Below are 17,990 nucleotides of genomic sequence, written 5' to 3'. Positions count from 1 at the left end.
AGAAGGTATCTTCTGTCATTGATCCAGTTGTCACAATGACGAAGTCGTCTTTTCCGATTGGAATTTTTACCTCTTTACCGTCTTGTTCTGTAATCAGGGCCTCCACAACTTTTCCATCGGTATTGCTTTGGATATCCAAGTCTTTGACTAACACATTGAATCGAATGTTTACACCTTTGCTTTGGAGTACTTTGCGCAAAGGGGTCACAAAGGTGTCGTATTGATTGTATTTCGGGAATACGAGTGATGAAAGATCATTCAATCCGTCTATCGCATGTAAAAAGCGGTGCATGTACAATTTCAGCTCAAGTAAACTATGCCAGTTTTCGAAAGCGAACATGGTACGCCAGAAGGTCCAGAAATTGCTGGATAAAAATGACTCGCTGAAGTAGTCTTCGATGGTTAAGTCATCTAAATCTTCTTTATTTTTGAGGAGCAATCGAATGATGGCCAGCTGATCCATTTTGCCCAATCCAAACTTGCTGAAGTCTTTTATCTCACCAAGTTTATGAATAAGCCTTGCTTTGGAGTAGTTGGAGTCGTTGTCATTGATCAAACGGTACTCGTCCAGAACACTGTAGGGGGCAGGCATTTCCAATGCAGGAATGTCCTGAAACATATCCCAAAGATTTTCGTAGGTCATATCCATTTCCCTACCACCGCGGATGACATAGCCGTCGGTTGCATTACCGGCGCCATCTAACGAGCCGCCTTCCACATGGAGCTGTTCAAGGAATGTGATGTTTTCAGCAGGAACATGACCATCTCGGATAAAATAGTAGGCTGCAGACATCCCTGCTATACCGCTTCCGACGATGTAAATTTTACTGTCTTTATATGATTTTGGTGGAATACCTTTATTGCGTTGATAATTTCCGATCTGATCAGAAAAGGGCATCGATTTTTTCGGTGTGTTACGTTGTTGTTCTTTGCTTGAATCGGGTTCATGATTTACATTTCCATATTCAGCAGATGCATTTAATACTTTGTCGAATTTTGAGGTGATTTCTTTCATGATTCTTATGTTTTTTTAATTGTTGAGTAAAGTTACAAAGACCACCTTAATCATTTGTGCCCTCAAATTCGCTATTGTTCTACCGAATTTCCTCTTTCTACATATTTTGTCGCTTTCGGTACTCTGATGGCGATAAGGTGGAGTATTTTTTGAAAAAACGACCAAATGCTGAGATGGAATTAAATCCGATTTCATAAGAAATTTCTGAGATAGTCTTTTCGGGATTCCCGAGCAGCACATAGGCTTCTTTAAGCACACGCTCATCAATAATTTCATGTGGTGTTTTACCTGATGCTCTTTTAACAATCTGAATGAGGTATTTGTTTGAAATAAATAACTGGTCGGCGTAATATTGTACTTCTTTGTATTGATTGCTATGTCGCTGAACCAGGTCTGTAAACTTATAGAACAGGTTGTTGGTCTCTTGTACACTTTCCGTTGTATTATGGTCTTTAGAGACCAATTCGTCGGCGATCTCTAACAGGAGATTAAAGATGATCGTGCGGATGATATCTGCTGTAAAATGTGTTGTTCTTAAGGTAACTTCTTTGAAGTAGTCCATTAATTTTAACAGCTTGTCAATTTGTTTATCTTGGGAGCTGACAATGGTAAAGGTCGAATTTTTAAAAAGCCCCAGTTGTTCGATAAAGAATGGATTGACAATATGTTTAAGCAGGAATGCTTTGTCAAAAAAGAGTAGCTTCATTCTAAAGTCGGCGCTGACCTGCGAAAACCGGATAATTGTTGTTGGGGCGGATATGAGGATATGGTTTGTCGAGATATGGTATTCCTGATTGTCTACCTGAATATTTATATCGCCCGCTGTACAGATACAGATGGCATAATAATCAATACGAAAAGCATTGCTTGGGTATTCAAAAATCGGATTTCCAGAAGAAATATAATAGGGGCGGTGGCAATTTACGCCAAAGAATGATAAGGTATCTTGAAGACTTTCGTGTGTATTATAAGTTGTTTTTACCTTAAACTTCATTGACTTTTTGTTCGGTTTGGGCATATACAGTTCCTATTGTTTTAAATATTCGAATGGGCTTTGTTTATTCGGATGCTGTCCGTTTGAGCATCAGCTTTTCTGTGGCAATATCGTCTTCTATCCCCACGAAGAAACTTTTGAATCCGAATTTATTCAGTAGTCGTCTCGATGCGGTGTTATCGGGATCAATAATACCAATCACATCTTTACCTGGATTTAATGTTGTGGCAAGGGCTAGCATCGACTCGCAAATCTGTGTTCCCAGCCCCTTTCCCCAATGTTCTTTGCGGAGCAAATAACCAATTTCGAATACACTTGGATCTTTTTTGTAGTTAACAAGCTTACAGTCGCCTAAAAGCTTTAGCGTATCCGCTTCGATTACTTTAAAATAGCCTAAATCAGGATCCTGGTTGATTTCTAGAATCGAATCGAACTTTTTCCGGGCCTGCTCTTCGGACAATCCTTTGCCGGTAATGTATTTCATGACATCATCCGCTTTAACCAAGTCGTGGAAAGCGTCAAAATCTTCCGGAAGATATTTTTTGAATAGAAGTGTATTGTACATGGCTAATGTGTTTATTTACAAGATAAGGTTGTTTTCTCTGAAATCAAATTATCGGAACCTAAATCATCATCTTTCTGTCTTATTTAACTTTTTCATGATTTTAGTTCTCCAATTTAACTTACATTGCCTTTCTGTAAAGCGGAAGGGAAGCTTTTATAAGAATGCTATTCCGTAGCGATACGGTGTAAATAAGAATTTTTAGAGGGAGATAATCGTTATGGAAATAAGAGCGGCAAGTGGAGCCGACTATGCGGCAATCCTGCGCATTTGGGAAAATTCGGTTCGGGCAACACATGATTTTTTGAAAGAGGAGGATCTTCAGTTATATAAGAGACTGATCCCAACCGAGTATTTACCACAATTAAAGGTCTATGTCATCGATGACGCTGGACAGCCTACTGCTTTTTTCGCTGTCTCCGATGATAATCTAGAAATGTTATTTGTGGATTCAGCCTACAGGGGAAAAGGTATTGGGACTGTGGCACTACAGTATGTGCTGGATAAGCTCCAGGTGTATAAAGTTGATGTCAATGAGCAAAATCAGCAGGCTGTTGATTTTTATCTGAAAAAAGGATATCAGCTTATCGGACGCTCAGCTGTAGATGGTATGGGCAAATCCTATCCGATCTTGCATTTACATCACGAGAGCGCTATTAATGGATCGAAATAATTTTAATAAAATGAAATAACTCATGATACAAGGTTTATACGAAACGCATATTCAGGTGCGGGATTTAGCTAAGTCTGTCGCATTTTATACGGAGGTACTGGGATTACGTGTGGCACATCGTGATCCGACACGTCCTATTGTTTTTTTATGGATTGGAGCCGGCAAAGACTATATGTTGGGCCTGTGGCAGGAAGAAACAAACTTTCAACCGAGACATTTTGCTTTTAGAGTGGATAAAGAGGATATCTTGAACTATGCCGTGGACTATCTGAAAACACGTGACCTGACACCTTATAATTTTTTAAAGGACGGGATCGAAGCACCGATGGTCTTTGCATGGATGCCTTGTTTTCCGGAGCTACCGAGGCCATGATCCGATGTTTATGATACTGACGGAACAGGGCCGCTATAACTGTTTTTAGTCCTTCTTTGGCATAACCCTGTTGCTGGAATTCTTTTTTTATGGTACAGCCCAATTCCACCTGCAGGTGTTCAGCACCAAAAAAATGAACGCCAATATCGCCGATTACAGCCTTTGCTATTTTGTCGGTCATAACGAGCTGAAACCAGGACTCTGGAAGATTGAACGTGTTTGGGTTTTTTGCTATAAATTCATCGACTTCTGCCAAAGAGTCTGGAATCCAGCCCTGGTATTTATTGGTTTCTTTATCTGAACGATACCCGAATATTGCCCGACTGTCTTCCGGCATGATGGGCCGAATCGCTAATCTTTCTGAATCAATGCGCATGGTTTAACGTTTTGAAAATCTGGCTATCGCTTCTTCACGCGTACCTACAAAATTGATTTTTTTTGATTTATTGCTTTCGTAGATAAAATCGTTTAAACTTTTGCTGTTGTATTTGGAGAAATCGCCAACGATGGCAATGTCAAAGCCATACTGCGTATATTTTTGAAGAATTTCACCGGCAAGTTTTGTTTTAAGTTCGAAGAAGTCATCCGTGATGTTCTCTTGATAAATAATTGCTTTGTATGCTTCTTGCGCGCCACAGTCGACCATAATCTGTAGACCATCATCGAGATTATGGATAAAGACGCCTGAACCTTTAACTTCAGCAATGTTTTCGTCACCTAGCTGAATAATAGTGATTTCCATTTTTTTTGTTGTGTCGTTTGAAAAATATATTTGTGGGATCAGATTCCATGATCCATTGCACATCGTTGGGATATGCTGTTGAAAATGATCCGAGATAGCGGATAAATAGGTTTTAACCTGCAAATTCTTTCAGCATATTGATTGTTGGACAGAAGAACAGGGAGCCGGTATGTGCTGTACTAAAGTCTAGTATTCTATCGTAATTTCCTTCGGGTTCACCGATAAACATTCTGTTCAGCATCAATTGTACGGTACTGAATGTGCTGGCGTAAGCGATAAAGTATGTTCCCATTTCATTTGTTGCGATTTGCCCAAAAGGCATATTGTCGCGCACAATCTTTAAATCGTCACCGACATTGGCCAGGGCCGAATGAGAATTGGCCGGTTTTTCATCGTCGCTCATCTCAATATCGTTTGCTTTGCTTCTGCCGATGACCTTTTCCTGATCGGCGACGGGTAAAGAACGCCAGGCATTCATGTCATGAATATATTTTTGCACAAATAAATAGCTTCCACCCTTATAGGCTGCATCCTCATCACCTACGATACCAAAGAAAGCACGATCCTCACCAAGGGGATTTTCCGTTCCGTCGACGAAGCCCAAGATACTTCGCCCATCCCAATATCTGAACCCATGAACTTCCTCCTTGCAATCCGCAACGGGATTTAATAAGGCTGCTATTTCGGTCGCCATGTCAATGCAATAGCTTTTTTCATAAGCACGAATATGGAAATGTAAATCTCCGGGGGTAGCCACAGCAATATGTTTTTGACCGATGATAGGTTCGAAAGGAACCAATTCCTTTGGCATAGGTTCGTTGAGTTCAAGCTTTTTCCAGGCATGGTGGCTTATGCCCAATACCACGCTTGCTTTCACAAGATTTGAACGTACCTGTGCCGAATTGTTGAGATTGACAACCAATGCACATAAGCGTTGGAAGACATCCTTAATGACCACATTTTCGTGGAAATTCCATACCATAAACACCGTATTGTTGCTCGGTGTATCGATGACATTTTGGGCCTGATGATCCATAAGATAAGTTGTTGTGTGTTGTACAGCCTTGCTAAGCTACAAATAAAATCGGTTGTACGGATAGACTTTTTGATTACTCGAATGCGGTTTTTTGATATAGTTTGACGATTTCATCAATGACCAGATCCGGTTCGTCATAAAAGACATGATGCTCCGCATTTTGAGCCAAAAGATAACGTCTATTGTTTTTTTGATCTGCAAATTTTTTAAGGGCAGCAATAAATAAACTGCGATCGGGTTCTTCAAAAGGCGATTTTCCTGAACCAATGACAGTCATGGGGACATTGATTTTTCCTGCAACCTCATGTAAAACAGCCGTTGACGCTTCGTAGTTTAAAACGAGATGATAGAACCCTAGGCTTTCTTTTTTGATGTTATCAAGTTCACTGGCATATTCGCTCTTCAATGATTTGGATCGCTCCATGGTCATGAGATAAGGGGAGACAATATCGATCATTACTGTGCCAACAACCTGAGCGGGATTGGAACCATCATTTCCCGCTCCAGATTCAAAGACAATGGGGATACCTTTTCCTTCCATTAAAGTGAAATGAAGGCTATGGTTGCCTACATTGATCATGGTATCCCTGAGCTGTGCTTTTACGGCCAGCCCGGGAAGTGTCAGTAGGAGGAAAACGGATAAAAGGAGATTATACGTTAGCCTGTACATCGTTCATTTTAAGTGTCATGCTTGTCGCTTCTGTCTCGATCCATTGGCTGTATTCGGCGATAGCCTGTAAGCGAAGTTCGTCGGAGATATACCCTTCCGTAACCATTTGTCGCGATTGGGCGACTTTGTTCCAGATGGCCAGATTGGTATCAAAGTTAGCTTCTCCTTTTTTGTAGGTCTGATCGGCATTGATAACCTGAACAGAATGGAAACCTGCTTCCTGGAGCAGTGCAGCGACCTCATCAGCAACACGATTGTTCATACCTGCATCTGCTCTCCACTTCAGGAAAGTATGGTAAAATGTGAGCATGCTTTCCGGAGGGGCGGGGTTCCATTCAATGGCGGTGTGATTGTAGTCTAAAATAGAAATTTGTCCTCCGGGCTTTAACCAGGATTTGAATAAGCCCAATGCCCTGGGAATATCACTTAACCATTGCATGGTGCGCGGCGTTATAATCAGGTCGAAAGGATGTGGAGGCTGATAATCAAAAATATTGCTGCAGACCAGGTTCAGATTTTGGGTGCTACCATAGTGCTCATTGCCACTGTCGATAAATGACTGTGTATTATCGAGCCCGGTTATAGTTCCGTCGCCGATATAGCTTGCTACCTCATTCGTGAGCGTTCCGGTACCACAGCCCACGTCCAAGATTTCCATGCCAGGAGATAGTAAGGGAATAATCGTTCTATAATCGAAGGATAATGTTCTTCTTTCAAATATCTTATTGGCCTGTTGGTCTTTTCTGTCGATAAATTTCTCTTTCATTGGATTTGGTTTAGTTGACTGTAAATATAGCTTTTGCTTTCCGGTTAAAAAAAAATCTATTCGTTTAACCGTTTTTGTTACGCTAATCAGACCAACAGTTGATGGTATTCCTTGATTTGTTTATGGTTACTATCAGTCGAATATCCTATTCTCCATTAAGAGGGATATAATAATCTTTTTACAAGGTATTAACAGGGGGTTAACTGGGGATTTACCCCTGCTAACCCCCTGTTAACCCCCTGTAATCTCCCTGTTAGTGTAGGAGCTGATGAGAAGATTATAGGAGTTTGGTATTAGCTGATACGCTACATAAAAACAAAAAAAAGCTGCCTCAAATTTTATTGAGGCAGCTTTTTTAGCTAGTATAGATACCGATTTAATTGAACCAAGCAAATACTTCGTCTTTCGTTGGCATATTGATATCTAGTTTCAGTTTTTTACGCATACCACCAAGATCATTAAACACCTTGTTCGGATTCGCTTCTTTTAAAGCTTCAATGGTTGTAAAGCCCATTTTTTGTAAGGCAGGAACCCAGGCCGCAGGAATGCCTTGTTCCTCATAATCTTTTACTTCTGCTACTTTGGCGACTTTTTCAGGTCTCATTTGTGGGAAGAAAAGAACTTCTTGGATTGACGCATTATCGGTCAAGAACATGATTAAACGGTCCATACCGATTCCAAGTCCAGAGGTCGGCGGCATTCCATATTCCAATGAACGTAGGAAATCCTGATCAATAAACATGGCTTCATCATCACCTTTTTCAGAAAGACGTAATTGATCTTCAAATCGTTCACGTTGATCAATTGGATCATTAAGCTCTGAATAAGCATTGGCAATCTCTTTTCCACAAACCATCAGCTCAAAACGCTCGGTTAAATCAGGATTATCTCTGTGCTTCTTCGTTAAAGGAGACATTTCTTTTGGATAATCTGTAATGAATGTTGGCTGGATGTAGTTTCCTTCACATTTTGCGCTGAAAATTTCATCGATCAATTTGCCTTTACCCATTGTTTCGTTTACGTCGATGCCCATTCCTTTGGCGGCAATACGGATTTCGTCTTCAGATTTTCCAGTAATATCAAATCCAGTGAATTCCTTAATGGAATCTGTCATCGATATCCGTTTATACGGTGCTCTAAAGTCAATTTTATGTTCTCCGAAGGTAGCTTCAGTTGTACCGTTTACAGCCAACGCACAATGTTCTAACAGACGTTCTGTAAAGTCCATCATCCAGTTGTAGTCTTTATAGGCTACATAAATTTCCATTGCGGTGAACTCTGGATTGTGGGTACGGTCCATTCCTTCATTACGGAAGTTTTTAGAAAATTCGTATACACCATCAAATCCACCAACGATTAGTCTTTTTAAATAAAGCTCGTTGGCGATACGAAGATATAATGGAATATCTAAAGCATTATGGTGTGTAATAAACGGACGTGCTGCAGCACCGCCTGGAATGGATTGCAGGACAGGTGTTTCTACTTCCATATAACCCGCGTCGTTAAAGAACTGACGCATCGCATTGAAAAGCTTCGTACGTTTAATAAATATGTCTTTGTTACTTGGATTTACGATCAAATCCACGTAACGCATTCTATAGCGTTGCTCTGGGTCTGTAAAGGCATCAAAAGTTTTACCTTCTGCAGATTTAACGACAGGTAGGGGACGTAGCGATTTGGATAAAACGGTAAGTTCTTCTACGTGTACTGCAATAGCCTCGGTTTGTGTTGTGAAGACATAGCCTTTGATACCAACGATATCTCCGATATCCAATAGCTTTTTGAAAACGACATTGTATAGGTCTTTATTCTCATCAGGACATACATCGTCACGCTTAATATAAGCTTGAATACGTCCGGTAGAGTCTTGAATTTCAAAGAATGAAGCACTACCCATCACACGACGACTCATGATACGTCCAGCAATGGTAATGTTCTTATAATTCAATTTATCTCTATCGTAATTTTCTAAAATATCAGCAGCATGTGCATTGACGACAAATTCGTTTGCTGGAAATGGATCAATTCCCATATCCAACAACGATTGCATCGCTTGTCTTCTAAGTTGTTCCTGTTCGGATAATACAGTACTCATTCGGTATGAATAATATTTAAAATGTGAAAATCACGCAAAAATAGCCATTTTTTTCAATTCTTTTTATGGATTTTTTTTGAAAACACTGTAGCGAAAGGAAATGGCATTCCGTTATATGGGATAAAAATAGTTAAATAGTGATATTATTACAAGGGGACATTCGACTATTTGATTTTGAGTTTTATAATTTTAATTTCGTTATCTCCTCGAAAAAAACGTTCATAATGAAGGGGAGAATTCGATAGATTGTTTACATGGCATGTGTTATTGATTGCATATGAAAGGCAATTTGTCTAAGTTTGAAACTTAATAATTAAATGGTTTAAGTGGGTATAATTCGGTCATATTTTTATAACAAGAAGCTATCATCTTTACATGATGCCTTAGAACGTTGCTTGCGCGATCGTGAGGAGGGCAAGGCGTTCGTTTATAAGAAGTATTATGGTTATCTCATGGCTATTATTATTCGTTATGTAAAACAGGATGTGGACGCGGAAGAGCTCGTGAATGAAAGCTTTGTTCGGATATTTCGAAAATTGGAATCATTTAATAGGGATATTGAAGATGAAAATCTCGAAAAATCGTTTAGAGCCTGGATAGGACGAATTGCTGCCAATATTTCGATTGATTTTTTACGAAGTAAAAAGCAGTTTTATTCGGTTGAAGATTTGGGAGAAGGTGATATGCATACACCGGCAGTACAATTGGACAGTCGACTGGAGGTCAATGAGATTATGCGTCTGCTCGATCAGCTCCCTGAAATTCAAAAAACTATTTTTAATCTCTATGAAATTGAGGGGTATTCACATGATGAAATTGCCCAGATGCTTAATATACCAGATAGTACGTCAAGGACTTATCTGACGCGAGCGAAACAAAAACTTAGAAAATTATACTTGGATTATACAGGCGTAGTTCAAGAAATAAGATAAATATTGTTGTTACGATGAAAGACAATAAGAAAAAGGAATTGATAGAAGAGATCATTGGACAATTAAAAGACCATGAACTACCTTATAAAGAAGGTTCCTGGGAGAAATTTGCCTCAAATTATGGCGTTTCAGCACATCGTTCCTCTAATTGGAAGTATTGGAGTGCTGCTGCGGCTGTGTTATTGTGTTTTGGTGTAGGGTATTGGGGGCTAAAGACGAATGTGGAGACTGATTTACCTGCAGTCGTTTTAACACATCTACCAGAACGAGAAGATGTGTTAGGTGATCATAAGGATTTAAAAGAATCGATACAGCGTTCGTTATCGGATGTTACGGGCGATAGGATTGTAAGTGCAGAGGTATTATCAGCGAAGAAGCCCTATACCTATTCTGTGCCAGCGGACCATTCAACTGAAAATTTGGACAATCACCACTTGGTATTGAGTACTGGGCAATTAATGCGGGGCCACGATGTGGCTGTATCAGCCGATTTAAGAAGGCTGCAGTCCATGCAATTGAAAAATAATTCATTTTCAGCGCAGGTTGGTTTAACGGAAAGTGAAGTGGAACGAGTAAGCGCGTCAACAAATACCACTGTGACGAATAGTAGTGCCGTTATTGCTTCGGCCAATTCAGGGTTTATGTCGCCTGTTAATCAAACGCAACGCGATGCTGCAAAACTATCACAATTGTATGCTGCACAACAAGGGGGGGCAAGGAATAGTGTTGTACACACGAACGTTAACCAAGATAAGAAATGGGAAATGGGCGCTTTTGTATCACCTGCCTCTACGTCAGAAAGTATAACGCTGGGGGGCGGGGTCGCACTAGCCTATAATATTTCGAGTAAGGTAAGTCTTCGTTCAGGAGCTTCCATTCAACATTATGGAGCTGTTTCGGGTAATTCACCCATTACTCCTGCAGTGGGATCAAATTCTCTTAATGCAGATGCGCCAAATTATATTTCTCAATCGAATTTGAATAATTCCTTTGCGATGCGGGCAGCAGATGCAAAAGATGCAAAGAGTAATGAACGGGTTTCAGGTAAAATCCTAACAGTTGATATCCCATTGGATGTTAGATACGCGATAAACAAGAATTTCTATACCTCAGTCGGTGTATCCTATGTTGGTGTATTGGATCAGGAACGGGCAACGATCTATGAAACAAATAATACGGAGTACAGACAAAAATCTCAAGACAAAAATGTTGATGATAAAGGTGTGAACGGCTTTATTAATTTTTCAGTTGGTCGGAAACAGAAAGTTGGAAAATTATCCATTTCTGTAGAGCCTTATTATAAAGCTCCAATCGGAAATTTGAAATCATCCGATTTGAACTATAGCAACGGGGGAGTGAAGATAATTACTAGTTTTTAAATAGCATAATGCTATAAAAAAGCCGCAGTAAGTTTGAAGTTTACTGCGGCTTTTTTTATAGTCTGCATATCTGATTAAATTTCATCAACGCGAACCCAACCCATTCCTGCGGCTTTCGCACCTTCAACTCCTGGGGTCCCGTCTTCGTAGACCAGGCATCTTTCCGGAGCAATATTCAATTGAGCAGCTGCCAAAAGAAAGGGTTGTGGTGAAGGTTTTCCCTCAGCTGTATCTCCAGCACAAACCAGTGTTTCCAAATCATCCCATACACCAATGGTGGTTAATGTCATGGATAAGGTTGTTCTGGTTCCTCCTGAAACGGCAGCGATGTGTTTTTTACCTTTCTGATATTTTAGATGTTCAACCACGTAATCTACAGGCTTAGTCTTGAAAACATACTCGTCTCGAAAAATAGTAGACTTTAGTGTGGAAAATTCTTGATAATCGAAATCTACCTCATAGCGTTTGCTGATTTCCTCTGCAACAGCCACAGTGGGCCATCCGGCAGTTTCATCAATCAAATTGACGTCCAACTCGACCCCGTATTGTTTGGCTGCAGCTTTATAGGCTTGTTTATGTGCGTCCATATTATCTGCCAAGGTACCATCGACATCAAATAATAGTGCGTCGTAGGATTCGGCAAGAAGGTTTAGTAATTCAAATTTTCGTTGTGATTCAGGTGACATATATTTAATAGTGAGCGGTAAAAATAAAAAAATATAATTGGACGAGCAAAAAAGAAGCCTTTCCCTTGTTACAAGGAAAGGCTTCTTGCTGTTAGCTCCGTGTGGATTCTTCACAGAGGCAGCGTATAATTAGTGTGAACTTAAATTTTTCGCTTTCTCTTCATCGAAATTAGCTTCTAATTCAGCCAATTTTTTCTTACCGTATGCCATACGTGTAATCACAACGAATAGTACCGGAACGATAAAGATCGCTAGGAGTGTGGCTGCAGTCATACCACCAAATACCGTCCAACCGATTGTTTGGCGAGAAATTGCTCCAGCTCCATGAGATAGCATCAATGGAATAATCCCCAAGATGAAGGCAAAGGACGTCATGATAATTGGGCGTAAACGTAATTTTACAGCATCTAATGTCGCTTCATAAAGGTTCATCCCGATATCAACCCGTTCCTTAGCAAACTCTACGATTAGAATCGCATTCTTGGCAGCAAGTCCAATGATGGTGACCAGACCAATCTGTGCATAGATGTTATTATCCAATGTAGGGATTAATGTTAGGGTTAATATAGCCCCAAATACACCTAGTGGTACAGATAACAAAATGGAGAAAGGTACAGACCAACTTTCGTATAAGGCAGCCAATAGTAAGAACACAAATAGGATACACAACGCAAAAATTTGAATGGTCTTTGACCCGGATTGCATCTCTTGAAGAGATAGACCGGAGAACTGATAGTCAAAACCTTCTGGTAATGTTTGTGCAGCCACTTCTTGCAAAGCTTTCAATGCATCTCCAGATGAGAAACCGGGAGCCGAACTACCATTGATCTCGATACTTCTAAAGATATTGTAGTGGTTGATGATTGAAGGCATTGTCATTAATTCGTACTTGACCAGTGTACCCATCGGTACAGGGTTACCGGAAACATTGTTGACATACAATTTGTTGATGTCTTCAATATTCATACGGTACGGAATATCAGCTTGTGTCACAACACGGTAACTACGACCATACTTTGTAAAGTCATTGACATAGCTACTTCCTAAATAGGATGATATTGTCGAATAAATACTTGAGATAGGCACGCCCATACGTTTTGCCTGTTCACGATTAACTTCCAATTTGTAGTTTGGAGAATTGGTATTAAACATCGTGTAGGCCATTCCAATTTCTGGACGTTGGTTGGCAGCCATCAAGAATTTACCTACTGTTGCTTCGAAATCTTTGATATTTACAGTTTGTAAATCCTGTACCTGCATAGAGAAACCACCAGATGTACCTAGACCCGGAATTGCCGGTGGCGTTACCGCCAATACCCGTGCTTTGGTATAACCCATGTATTTACCCATAATCATTCCCGCGATATCGTTTGCAGTACGTGTACGGGTTTCCCAAGGTTTAAGAGAAACGAACACTGTTGCACCATTGGATTTAAACGCGCGGTTTAGGATATTGATACCAGAAATTGCGGTAACATACTTGATTTCAGGGAAAGTCTTGTGTAGATCGGCTTCAATCTCTTTAAGGACTTCATTGGTACGTGCAGAAGAAGAACCTTCCGGCAAAGTAATACCTGCGAAAAATGCACCACCATCTTCGGAAGGGATAAATCCTGTCGGTTTGGTTGTAAACATCCAGCCTGTTCCGATAAAAATACACAACAGAATGATCAGTACAAGTGGTGCTTTTTTGATTGCTTGTTTTACACCATTGGAGTATCTGATGGTCACCTTTTCAAACCAGACATTAAATTTGTAGAAAAATTTATTTAAACCTTTGGCACCTTCATGTACTGCTGTTGGTTTTAATAAAATCGAACATAATGCTGGAGTTAACGAAAGGGCAATAAATGCAGACAACATAACGGATACAGCGATCGTGATGGCAAATTGTTGATACAATTTACCGACCATCCCAGGGATAAAACCTACAGGAACGAATACGGCAGCCAAAATTAATGCAATTGCAATAACCGGAGCGGTGATATCGCCCATAGCGCGACGTGTCGCTTCTTTTGCATCCAGCTTATAATGGTCGATATAGTGCTGCACAGCTTCCACCACAACGATGGCATCATCCACCACAATACCGATGGCCAATACAAAGGCGAGCATGGTCAGGTTGTTGACCGAAAAGCCAAACATCAGGAAGAAGATGAATGTACCGATGATGGATACCGGAATTGCCAATACGGGGATTAATGTTGCCCTCCAGCTTTGAAGGAAGAAAAATACCACCACTGTTACCAGGATCAATGCTTCAACTAGGGTATGGATAACCGAAGAAATTGAGGCATTTACTACCGAAACTGTCTCGTAACTGATGGTATAATCTACGTCAGTTGGAAAAGATTTCTTTAATTTTTCCAATGCTGTCACAATACCTTCTGCGGATTCTACGGCATTTCCTCCCGGGGTCTGGTTAATCATCATCGCAGATGAGGTCATACCATTTACGGTAGATGATGTACCATAATTGAATTGACCTAATTCAACACGTGCAACATCCTTTAAAAGTACGATAGATCCATCTTTGTTGGTTTTTACAACGATGTTTTCAAAGTCTTCCGGATTTGAAAGATCACTATCGGTAATGATTGGATATTCAAATACTGTCGAAGACTCTTGTGGACGTCCACCCACACTACCACCAGGTATGCGGGAGTTTTGTTCCGCAATCGCTGTTGATACATCGGCCGGAGTCATGCTTAGATTAGCCAATTTATTTGCATCTAGCCATACACGCATTGAAAATGGCTGACCAAAAGCGGTTACGTCACCGACACCTTTCACACGTAAGAGCGCGTCTTTAACGTATAAGTTGTTGTAATTGGCCAAGAAATTTTCATCTCTCGTTCCTTTTGGTGAAGTTAAGGCAACCAACATCAGGATATCGTTATTGGCTTTACGGGTCGTAATTCCCAGACGTCTCACAGCTTCGGGAAGGGCTGGTTCGGCGATTCCCACACGGTTTTGTACGTCTAAGGTCGCAATATCGATATCCGTACCTACTTCAAATGTCACCGTAATTGTTGCTTGACCATTTGACGTACTATTGGACGACATATAAATCATGCCAGGTGTACCATTGATCTGACTCTCGATAAGAGTTGTCACGGTTTGTTCAACCGTCTGTGCATCAGCTCCGGTGTAATTGGCCGTAACCGTTACTGTTGGAGGTGCAATAGAAGGATACTGGCTAATTGGCAACGTGGATACTGCAATGATCCCGATAATTGAAATCAATATCGAAATAACGATTGCGGTAACTGGCCTCTTAATAAATACTTCTGAAATCATTCTATATCTTTTAGATTCTCTTTAAAAAATTAATGGTGTTATTTTCCTTGAGGTGCTCCTTTGGCAGCCTGTTGGGCAGCGACGGCAGCATCAACTACTTTAACTCCATTTTGGACATTCATGGTACCGTCGACGATAATCTTTTCTCCGTCTTTGACACCTTCTTTAATCACAATTTTATCACCAGCTTTAATACCTAATTTTACTTGACGTATTTCAGCTTTGCTGCTATCATTCACAGCATAAAGGTTAAATACCCCGAGCTGTTCAAAGACCGCTTTGTAAGGTACAACAACTTCTTCTGTAGCCGAGGTTGTTGATACATTCATCGTAATATTCATACCAGCCCGCAATTCGTTGGCATTGTTCGGGAAAGTAGCCCGCACTTTGATTGTTCCGGTAGCAGGGTCAACTGCGCGGTCAATGGTTGTGATCCTTACTTTGCCTTCATAAGTGCTTCCATTTGGCAATAAAAGAGAAAGGTCCGAAGAGGAATGGCTGCTTTGCAATTGGGTAAATTTGGCAATATCCTTTTCGTTTACCTGAAACTCAACAGCAATTGGACTGGTTGAAGACAAGGTATTCAATAGGGTTGTACCTGGGTTAACTAAAGCTCCCAAACGCACCTGTGATATCCCTACAGTACCACTGAAAGGAGCGCGGATCGTCGACCGTGATAAGTTTGTATTTGCAGTGACCAATGCCGCACGAGCCGACTCTACCTGTGCCTGAGAAGCCGCTACATTTGATACTGCATTGTCAAAAACCTGCTTCGCAATCGCGTCTTTATCGGCCAATGTCTGGTAACGTGCTAAATCTCTTTTTTGTCGGTCTAAATCAGTCTGTGCGACCTGTAAGCTTGCTTTAGCTTGTTGGACAGCTGCGTTGTAGCGTGTTCCATCAATTTCATAAAGAGCTTGTCCTGCGGAAACTACTGCACCGTCAGAAACATATATTTTTGTGATATAGCCGCTTACTTCCGCATATAGATCTGCTTCGTTCAACGGTTTGACTGTTGCTGGATAGCTGATTGTACCTGTAACAGTCTCATGCGATGCGACACCAAAGCTGACAGGGACAACTTTTTCAGCCTGAGCCTGTGCTGCACCTTGCTTTTTTGCATCTTTATTTCCACAAGAGGTCCATACTAATGCCGTCCCAAGGAAGAAAGCGAATAATAATTGTCTTTTATTCATGATTTGTATTAGTTTCCGTTTATTGATTAATTTGTGTGGATTGCCCCAACTGCTTTCTGAACATCCAATTTACTTGACAATAGCGCATAAAGGGAGTTCAAATAATTGAGCTGTGTTGTTTTGAGATCAGTCTCTGCTGTCATTAAATCGAGGTAAGTTTTGATACCTTCGTCATATTGAAGTTTGATTGTCTCGTATACTTCTTTGGAGAGATCCACATTTTCTTTAGCTGTTTTCCAGTCATTTAAATTTGCATTATAGGTTGCCTTTGCCAACGAATATTCTGTGTTAATGCTGTTTTCTAAATTTTTGATATCCCAGTCAATTCTTTCTTCCTGCAATCTGGATTTATTGATTTGTTTTTTACGTTTAAACCCGTCGAAAATTGAAAAAGAAACATTTAGGCCAGCTACTGAACCCGGGAAATTGTCGGAATAAAGCTTACTGAATTTATCATTTCTATAGTTGAATGCGTAATTATAAAAGGCACTTACGCTTGGTAAATATGTCCATTTATAATACTGTGTGCTCAACTGTTGAATCTTTTTCGATGTTTCCAATTGTTGGAATTCAATTCGATTAGAGACACTTATTCCTGCAGTTGTATCAAGTAGAATCTCTGATTCCATACTGCTATTGTCAAATGAAAGCGTCAAATTTTTGCTTTTATCCAAAGCTAGCAATTGTTTAAGGTATTCGTATTTATATTTACGAAGCTCAACCGTTCTTTTCTCGTCAGCATTCGAATTTGCCAACGCAATTTGCGCTCTCTTATAGTCGGTTTTATCAACTAAACCCACATCATATTGTGACTTCGCATCTTTCAATTGTTTTTGAAGGCGAGCAATATTTTCGCGAACAATCTTGATCTGCTCTTCCGAGGTAAGGATGTCATAATAGGCTTTACTGACTTCCACAACAGCTGTTATTTTTTTGTTCTCCGTATTTTGTTTATTACCGAGACGTACCAGCTCAGCGGCTTTTTTTGCCTGCATTAGCTCCGGATTAAGGATCTGTTGGTCTGCTTGAAGCGTTAAGGCACTCGCATTGTTCTGCCCCATTTTGATATTATTTCCGCCAATATTTGCTAATGGAACAATGACATTATAATTGTAACTTCCTTTTAGACCCAATTGAGGGTACCAACCTGAAAGGGAGATGTCAATATCTTTTTCACCGATGGCCTCGTCCAATTGTGCTTGTTTTACAGAGATTTGATTACGTAAGGCGTAATCAATCAGCTGCTGAAGTGTTGCATTTGCCGGCAAGTTTTCAGATTGCTGTTGTGCAAATCCTGTATTACTCAAAAGCGACAGGGCCGCCAAGGAATAAACGATTCTATTAAACTTCATATATGTAATTAATTATTTTTTTCTCTATTAATAGCTCCATCCCAAATAATCCCAATTAAATCTTCTACATTCTGTTCAGAGAATTTGAGATCTTTAAATTTGATACTGTGAACAGTGGATAAGGCTACACCAATATAACTGGCCACCAAAAGATGGACGTCTACCTGTTTCAATATTTTTCGGTCAATGCCTTCTTGTAAAAAATCAACAACTTTATTT

At 40.2% G+C, this 17,990-nt stretch carries 16 protein-coding genes and 2 pseudogenes; 4 read left to right on the top strand and 14 right to left on the bottom strand.

The window, feature by feature from the left end; genetic code table 11:
• The 3 genes from B2X72_RS09680 to B2X72_RS09670 all read right to left on the bottom strand — a co-directional run.
• A partial coding sequence (locus B2X72_RS09680) for an oleate hydratase (RefSeq protein WP_286849377.1) occupies positions 1–1,015 on the bottom strand: 1,015 nt, incomplete at its 3' end.
• A 97-nt stretch (positions 1,016–1,112) separates the two neighbouring features.
• Positions 1,113–2,009 carry a helix-turn-helix domain-containing protein gene (locus B2X72_RS09675; RefSeq protein ID WP_115050774.1) on the bottom strand — a complete coding sequence of 299 codons (897 nt, stop codon included), beginning with the start codon at positions 2,007–2,009 and terminating at the stop codon, positions 1,113–1,115.
• Between the two features lie 64 nt (positions 2,010–2,073).
• Positions 2,074–2,574 carry a GNAT family N-acetyltransferase gene (locus B2X72_RS09670; protein ID WP_115050011.1) on the bottom strand — a complete coding sequence of 167 codons (501 nt, stop codon included), beginning with the start codon at positions 2,572–2,574 and terminating at the stop codon, positions 2,074–2,076.
• Between the two features lie 217 nt (positions 2,575–2,791).
• Between B2X72_RS09670 and B2X72_RS09665 the strand changes: the two genes are divergently transcribed.
• On the top strand, positions 2,792–3,244 hold the full coding sequence (locus B2X72_RS09665) for a GNAT family N-acetyltransferase (protein WP_201303570.1): 453 nt from the start codon (positions 2,792–2,794) through the stop codon (positions 3,242–3,244).
• 22 nt (positions 3,245–3,266) lie between these two features.
• Positions 3,267–3,470 (top strand): annotated as a pseudogene (locus tag B2X72_RS09660) (VOC family protein); the annotation flags it as partial.
• On the opposite strand, the gene B2X72_RS09655 reads toward B2X72_RS09660, so the two are convergent.
• The 6 genes from B2X72_RS09655 to lysS form a co-directional block, all read right to left on the bottom strand.
• Positions 3,469–3,954, bottom strand: a complete 486-nt coding sequence (locus tag B2X72_RS09655; RefSeq protein ID WP_236560371.1) for a GNAT family N-acetyltransferase — start codon at positions 3,952–3,954, stop codon at positions 3,469–3,471. The pseudogene B2X72_RS09660 and the gene B2X72_RS09655 sit on opposite strands and share 2 nt — an antisense overlap.
• Before the next feature lie 42 nt (positions 3,955–3,996).
• Entirely contained in the window at positions 3,997–4,359 is a 363-nt protein-coding gene (locus B2X72_RS09650) for a DUF4180 domain-containing protein (RefSeq protein ID WP_046675035.1), read from the bottom strand.
• Between the two features lie 112 nt (positions 4,360–4,471).
• The gene (locus B2X72_RS09645) at positions 4,472–5,395 is read right to left on the bottom strand and encodes a Dyp-type peroxidase (protein WP_070567000.1); all 924 of its coding nucleotides are present in this window, start codon (positions 5,393–5,395) and stop codon (positions 4,472–4,474) included.
• 73 nt (positions 5,396–5,468) lie between these two features.
• Positions 5,469–6,065, bottom strand: a complete 597-nt coding sequence (locus tag B2X72_RS09640) for a hypothetical protein (RefSeq protein ID WP_286849375.1) — start codon at positions 6,063–6,065, stop codon at positions 5,469–5,471.
• Positions 6,046–6,831 carry a class I SAM-dependent methyltransferase gene (locus tag B2X72_RS09635; protein WP_286849373.1) on the bottom strand — a complete coding sequence of 262 codons (786 nt, stop codon included), beginning with the start codon at positions 6,829–6,831 and terminating at the stop codon, positions 6,046–6,048. Before B2X72_RS09635 ends, B2X72_RS09640 begins: the two co-directional genes overlap by 20 nt.
• Before the next feature lie 376 nt (positions 6,832–7,207).
• On the bottom strand, positions 7,208–8,926 hold the full coding sequence (gene lysS, locus B2X72_RS09630; protein WP_286849371.1) for a lysine--tRNA ligase: 1,719 nt from the start codon (positions 8,924–8,926) through the stop codon (positions 7,208–7,210).
• Positions 8,927–9,252: 326 nt separating this feature from the next.
• Here lysS and B2X72_RS09625 point away from each other — a divergent pair, with 326 nt between their 5' ends.
• Both B2X72_RS09625 and B2X72_RS09620 read left to right on the top strand, forming a co-directional pair.
• Positions 9,253–9,858 carry an RNA polymerase sigma factor gene (locus tag B2X72_RS09625; RefSeq protein ID WP_286849368.1) on the top strand — a complete coding sequence of 202 codons (606 nt, stop codon included), beginning with the start codon at positions 9,253–9,255 and terminating at the stop codon, positions 9,856–9,858.
• A gap of 14 nt (positions 9,859–9,872) precedes the next feature.
• Positions 9,873–11,237, top strand: a complete 1,365-nt coding sequence (locus B2X72_RS09620; RefSeq protein WP_286849366.1) for a hypothetical protein — start codon at positions 9,873–9,875, stop codon at positions 11,235–11,237.
• A 74-nt stretch (positions 11,238–11,311) separates the two neighbouring features.
• Here the strand turns inward: B2X72_RS09620 and B2X72_RS09615 are convergent, their stop codons facing one another.
• The 5 genes and pseudogenes from B2X72_RS09615 to B2X72_RS09595 form a co-directional block, all read right to left on the bottom strand.
• Positions 11,312–11,923 (bottom strand): HAD family hydrolase, encoded by a 612-nt coding sequence (locus tag B2X72_RS09615; RefSeq protein WP_070568850.1) that lies wholly within the window; start codon positions 11,921–11,923, stop codon positions 11,312–11,314.
• 129 nt (positions 11,924–12,052) lie between these two features.
• The gene (locus tag B2X72_RS09610; RefSeq protein ID WP_120334301.1) at positions 12,053–15,223 is read right to left on the bottom strand and encodes an efflux RND transporter permease subunit; all 3,171 of its coding nucleotides are present in this window, start codon (positions 15,221–15,223) and stop codon (positions 12,053–12,055) included.
• A 38-nt stretch (positions 15,224–15,261) separates the two neighbouring features.
• The gene (locus B2X72_RS09605) at positions 15,262–16,419 is read right to left on the bottom strand and encodes an efflux RND transporter periplasmic adaptor subunit (protein WP_286849363.1); all 1,158 of its coding nucleotides are present in this window, start codon (positions 16,417–16,419) and stop codon (positions 15,262–15,264) included.
• A 26-nt stretch (positions 16,420–16,445) separates the two neighbouring features.
• On the bottom strand, positions 16,446–17,771 hold the full coding sequence (locus tag B2X72_RS09600; RefSeq protein ID WP_075992752.1) for a TolC family protein: 1,326 nt from the start codon (positions 17,769–17,771) through the stop codon (positions 16,446–16,448).
• Positions 17,772–17,779: 8 nt separating this feature from the next.
• Positions 17,780–17,990, bottom strand: a pseudogene (locus B2X72_RS09595) (TetR/AcrR family transcriptional regulator); the annotation flags it as partial.

The sequence above is a fragment of the Sphingobacterium sp. UBA7253 genome, from assembly GCF_002472745.1.
In the GTDB taxonomy this organism is placed as follows: domain Bacteria; phylum Bacteroidota; class Bacteroidia; order Sphingobacteriales; family Sphingobacteriaceae; genus Sphingobacterium; species Sphingobacterium siyangense.
This window is presented reverse-complemented; position numbering and strand designations above follow the sequence as displayed.

Excerpts from the sequence above, each read along its gene's own strand:
- B2X72_RS09675 (WP_115050774.1), bottom strand. The coding sequence starts at position 2,009 with ATGAAGTTTAAGGTAAAAACAACTTATAATACACACGAAAGTCTTCAA.
- B2X72_RS09670 (WP_115050011.1), bottom strand. The coding sequence starts at position 2,574 with ATGTACAATACACTTCTATTCAAAAAATATCTTCCGGAAGATTTTGAC.
- B2X72_RS09665 (WP_201303570.1), top strand. The coding sequence starts at position 2,792 with ATGGAAATAAGAGCGGCAAGTGGAGCCGACTATGCGGCAATCCTGCGC.
- B2X72_RS09655 (WP_236560371.1), bottom strand. The coding sequence starts at position 3,954 with ATGCCGGAAGACAGTCGGGCAATATTCGGGTATCGTTCAGATAAAGAA.
- B2X72_RS09650 (WP_046675035.1), bottom strand. The coding sequence starts at position 4,359 with ATGGAAATCACTATTATTCAGCTAGGTGACGAAAACATTGCTGAAGTT.
- B2X72_RS09645 (WP_070567000.1), bottom strand. The coding sequence starts at position 5,395 with ATGGATCATCAGGCCCAAAATGTCATCGATACACCGAGCAACAATACG.
- B2X72_RS09640 (WP_286849375.1), bottom strand. The coding sequence starts at position 6,065 with ATGTACAGGCTAACGTATAATCTCCTTTTATCCGTTTTCCTCCTACTG.
- B2X72_RS09635 (WP_286849373.1), bottom strand. The coding sequence starts at position 6,831 with ATGAAAGAGAAATTTATCGACAGAAAAGACCAACAGGCCAATAAGATA.
- lysS (WP_286849371.1), bottom strand. The coding sequence starts at position 8,926 with ATGAGTACTGTATTATCCGAACAGGAACAACTTAGAAGACAAGCGATG.
- B2X72_RS09620 (WP_286849366.1), top strand. The coding sequence starts at position 9,873 with ATGAAAGACAATAAGAAAAAGGAATTGATAGAAGAGATCATTGGACAA.
- B2X72_RS09615 (WP_070568850.1), bottom strand. The coding sequence starts at position 11,923 with ATGTCACCTGAATCACAACGAAAATTTGAATTACTAAACCTTCTTGCC.
- B2X72_RS09610 (WP_120334301.1), bottom strand. The coding sequence starts at position 15,223 with ATGATTTCAGAAGTATTTATTAAGAGGCCAGTTACCGCAATCGTTATT.
- B2X72_RS09605 (WP_286849363.1), bottom strand. The coding sequence starts at position 16,419 with ATGAATAAAAGACAATTATTATTCGCTTTCTTCCTTGGGACGGCATTA.
- B2X72_RS09600 (WP_075992752.1), bottom strand. The coding sequence starts at position 17,771 with ATGAAGTTTAATAGAATCGTTTATTCCTTGGCGGCCCTGTCGCTTTTG.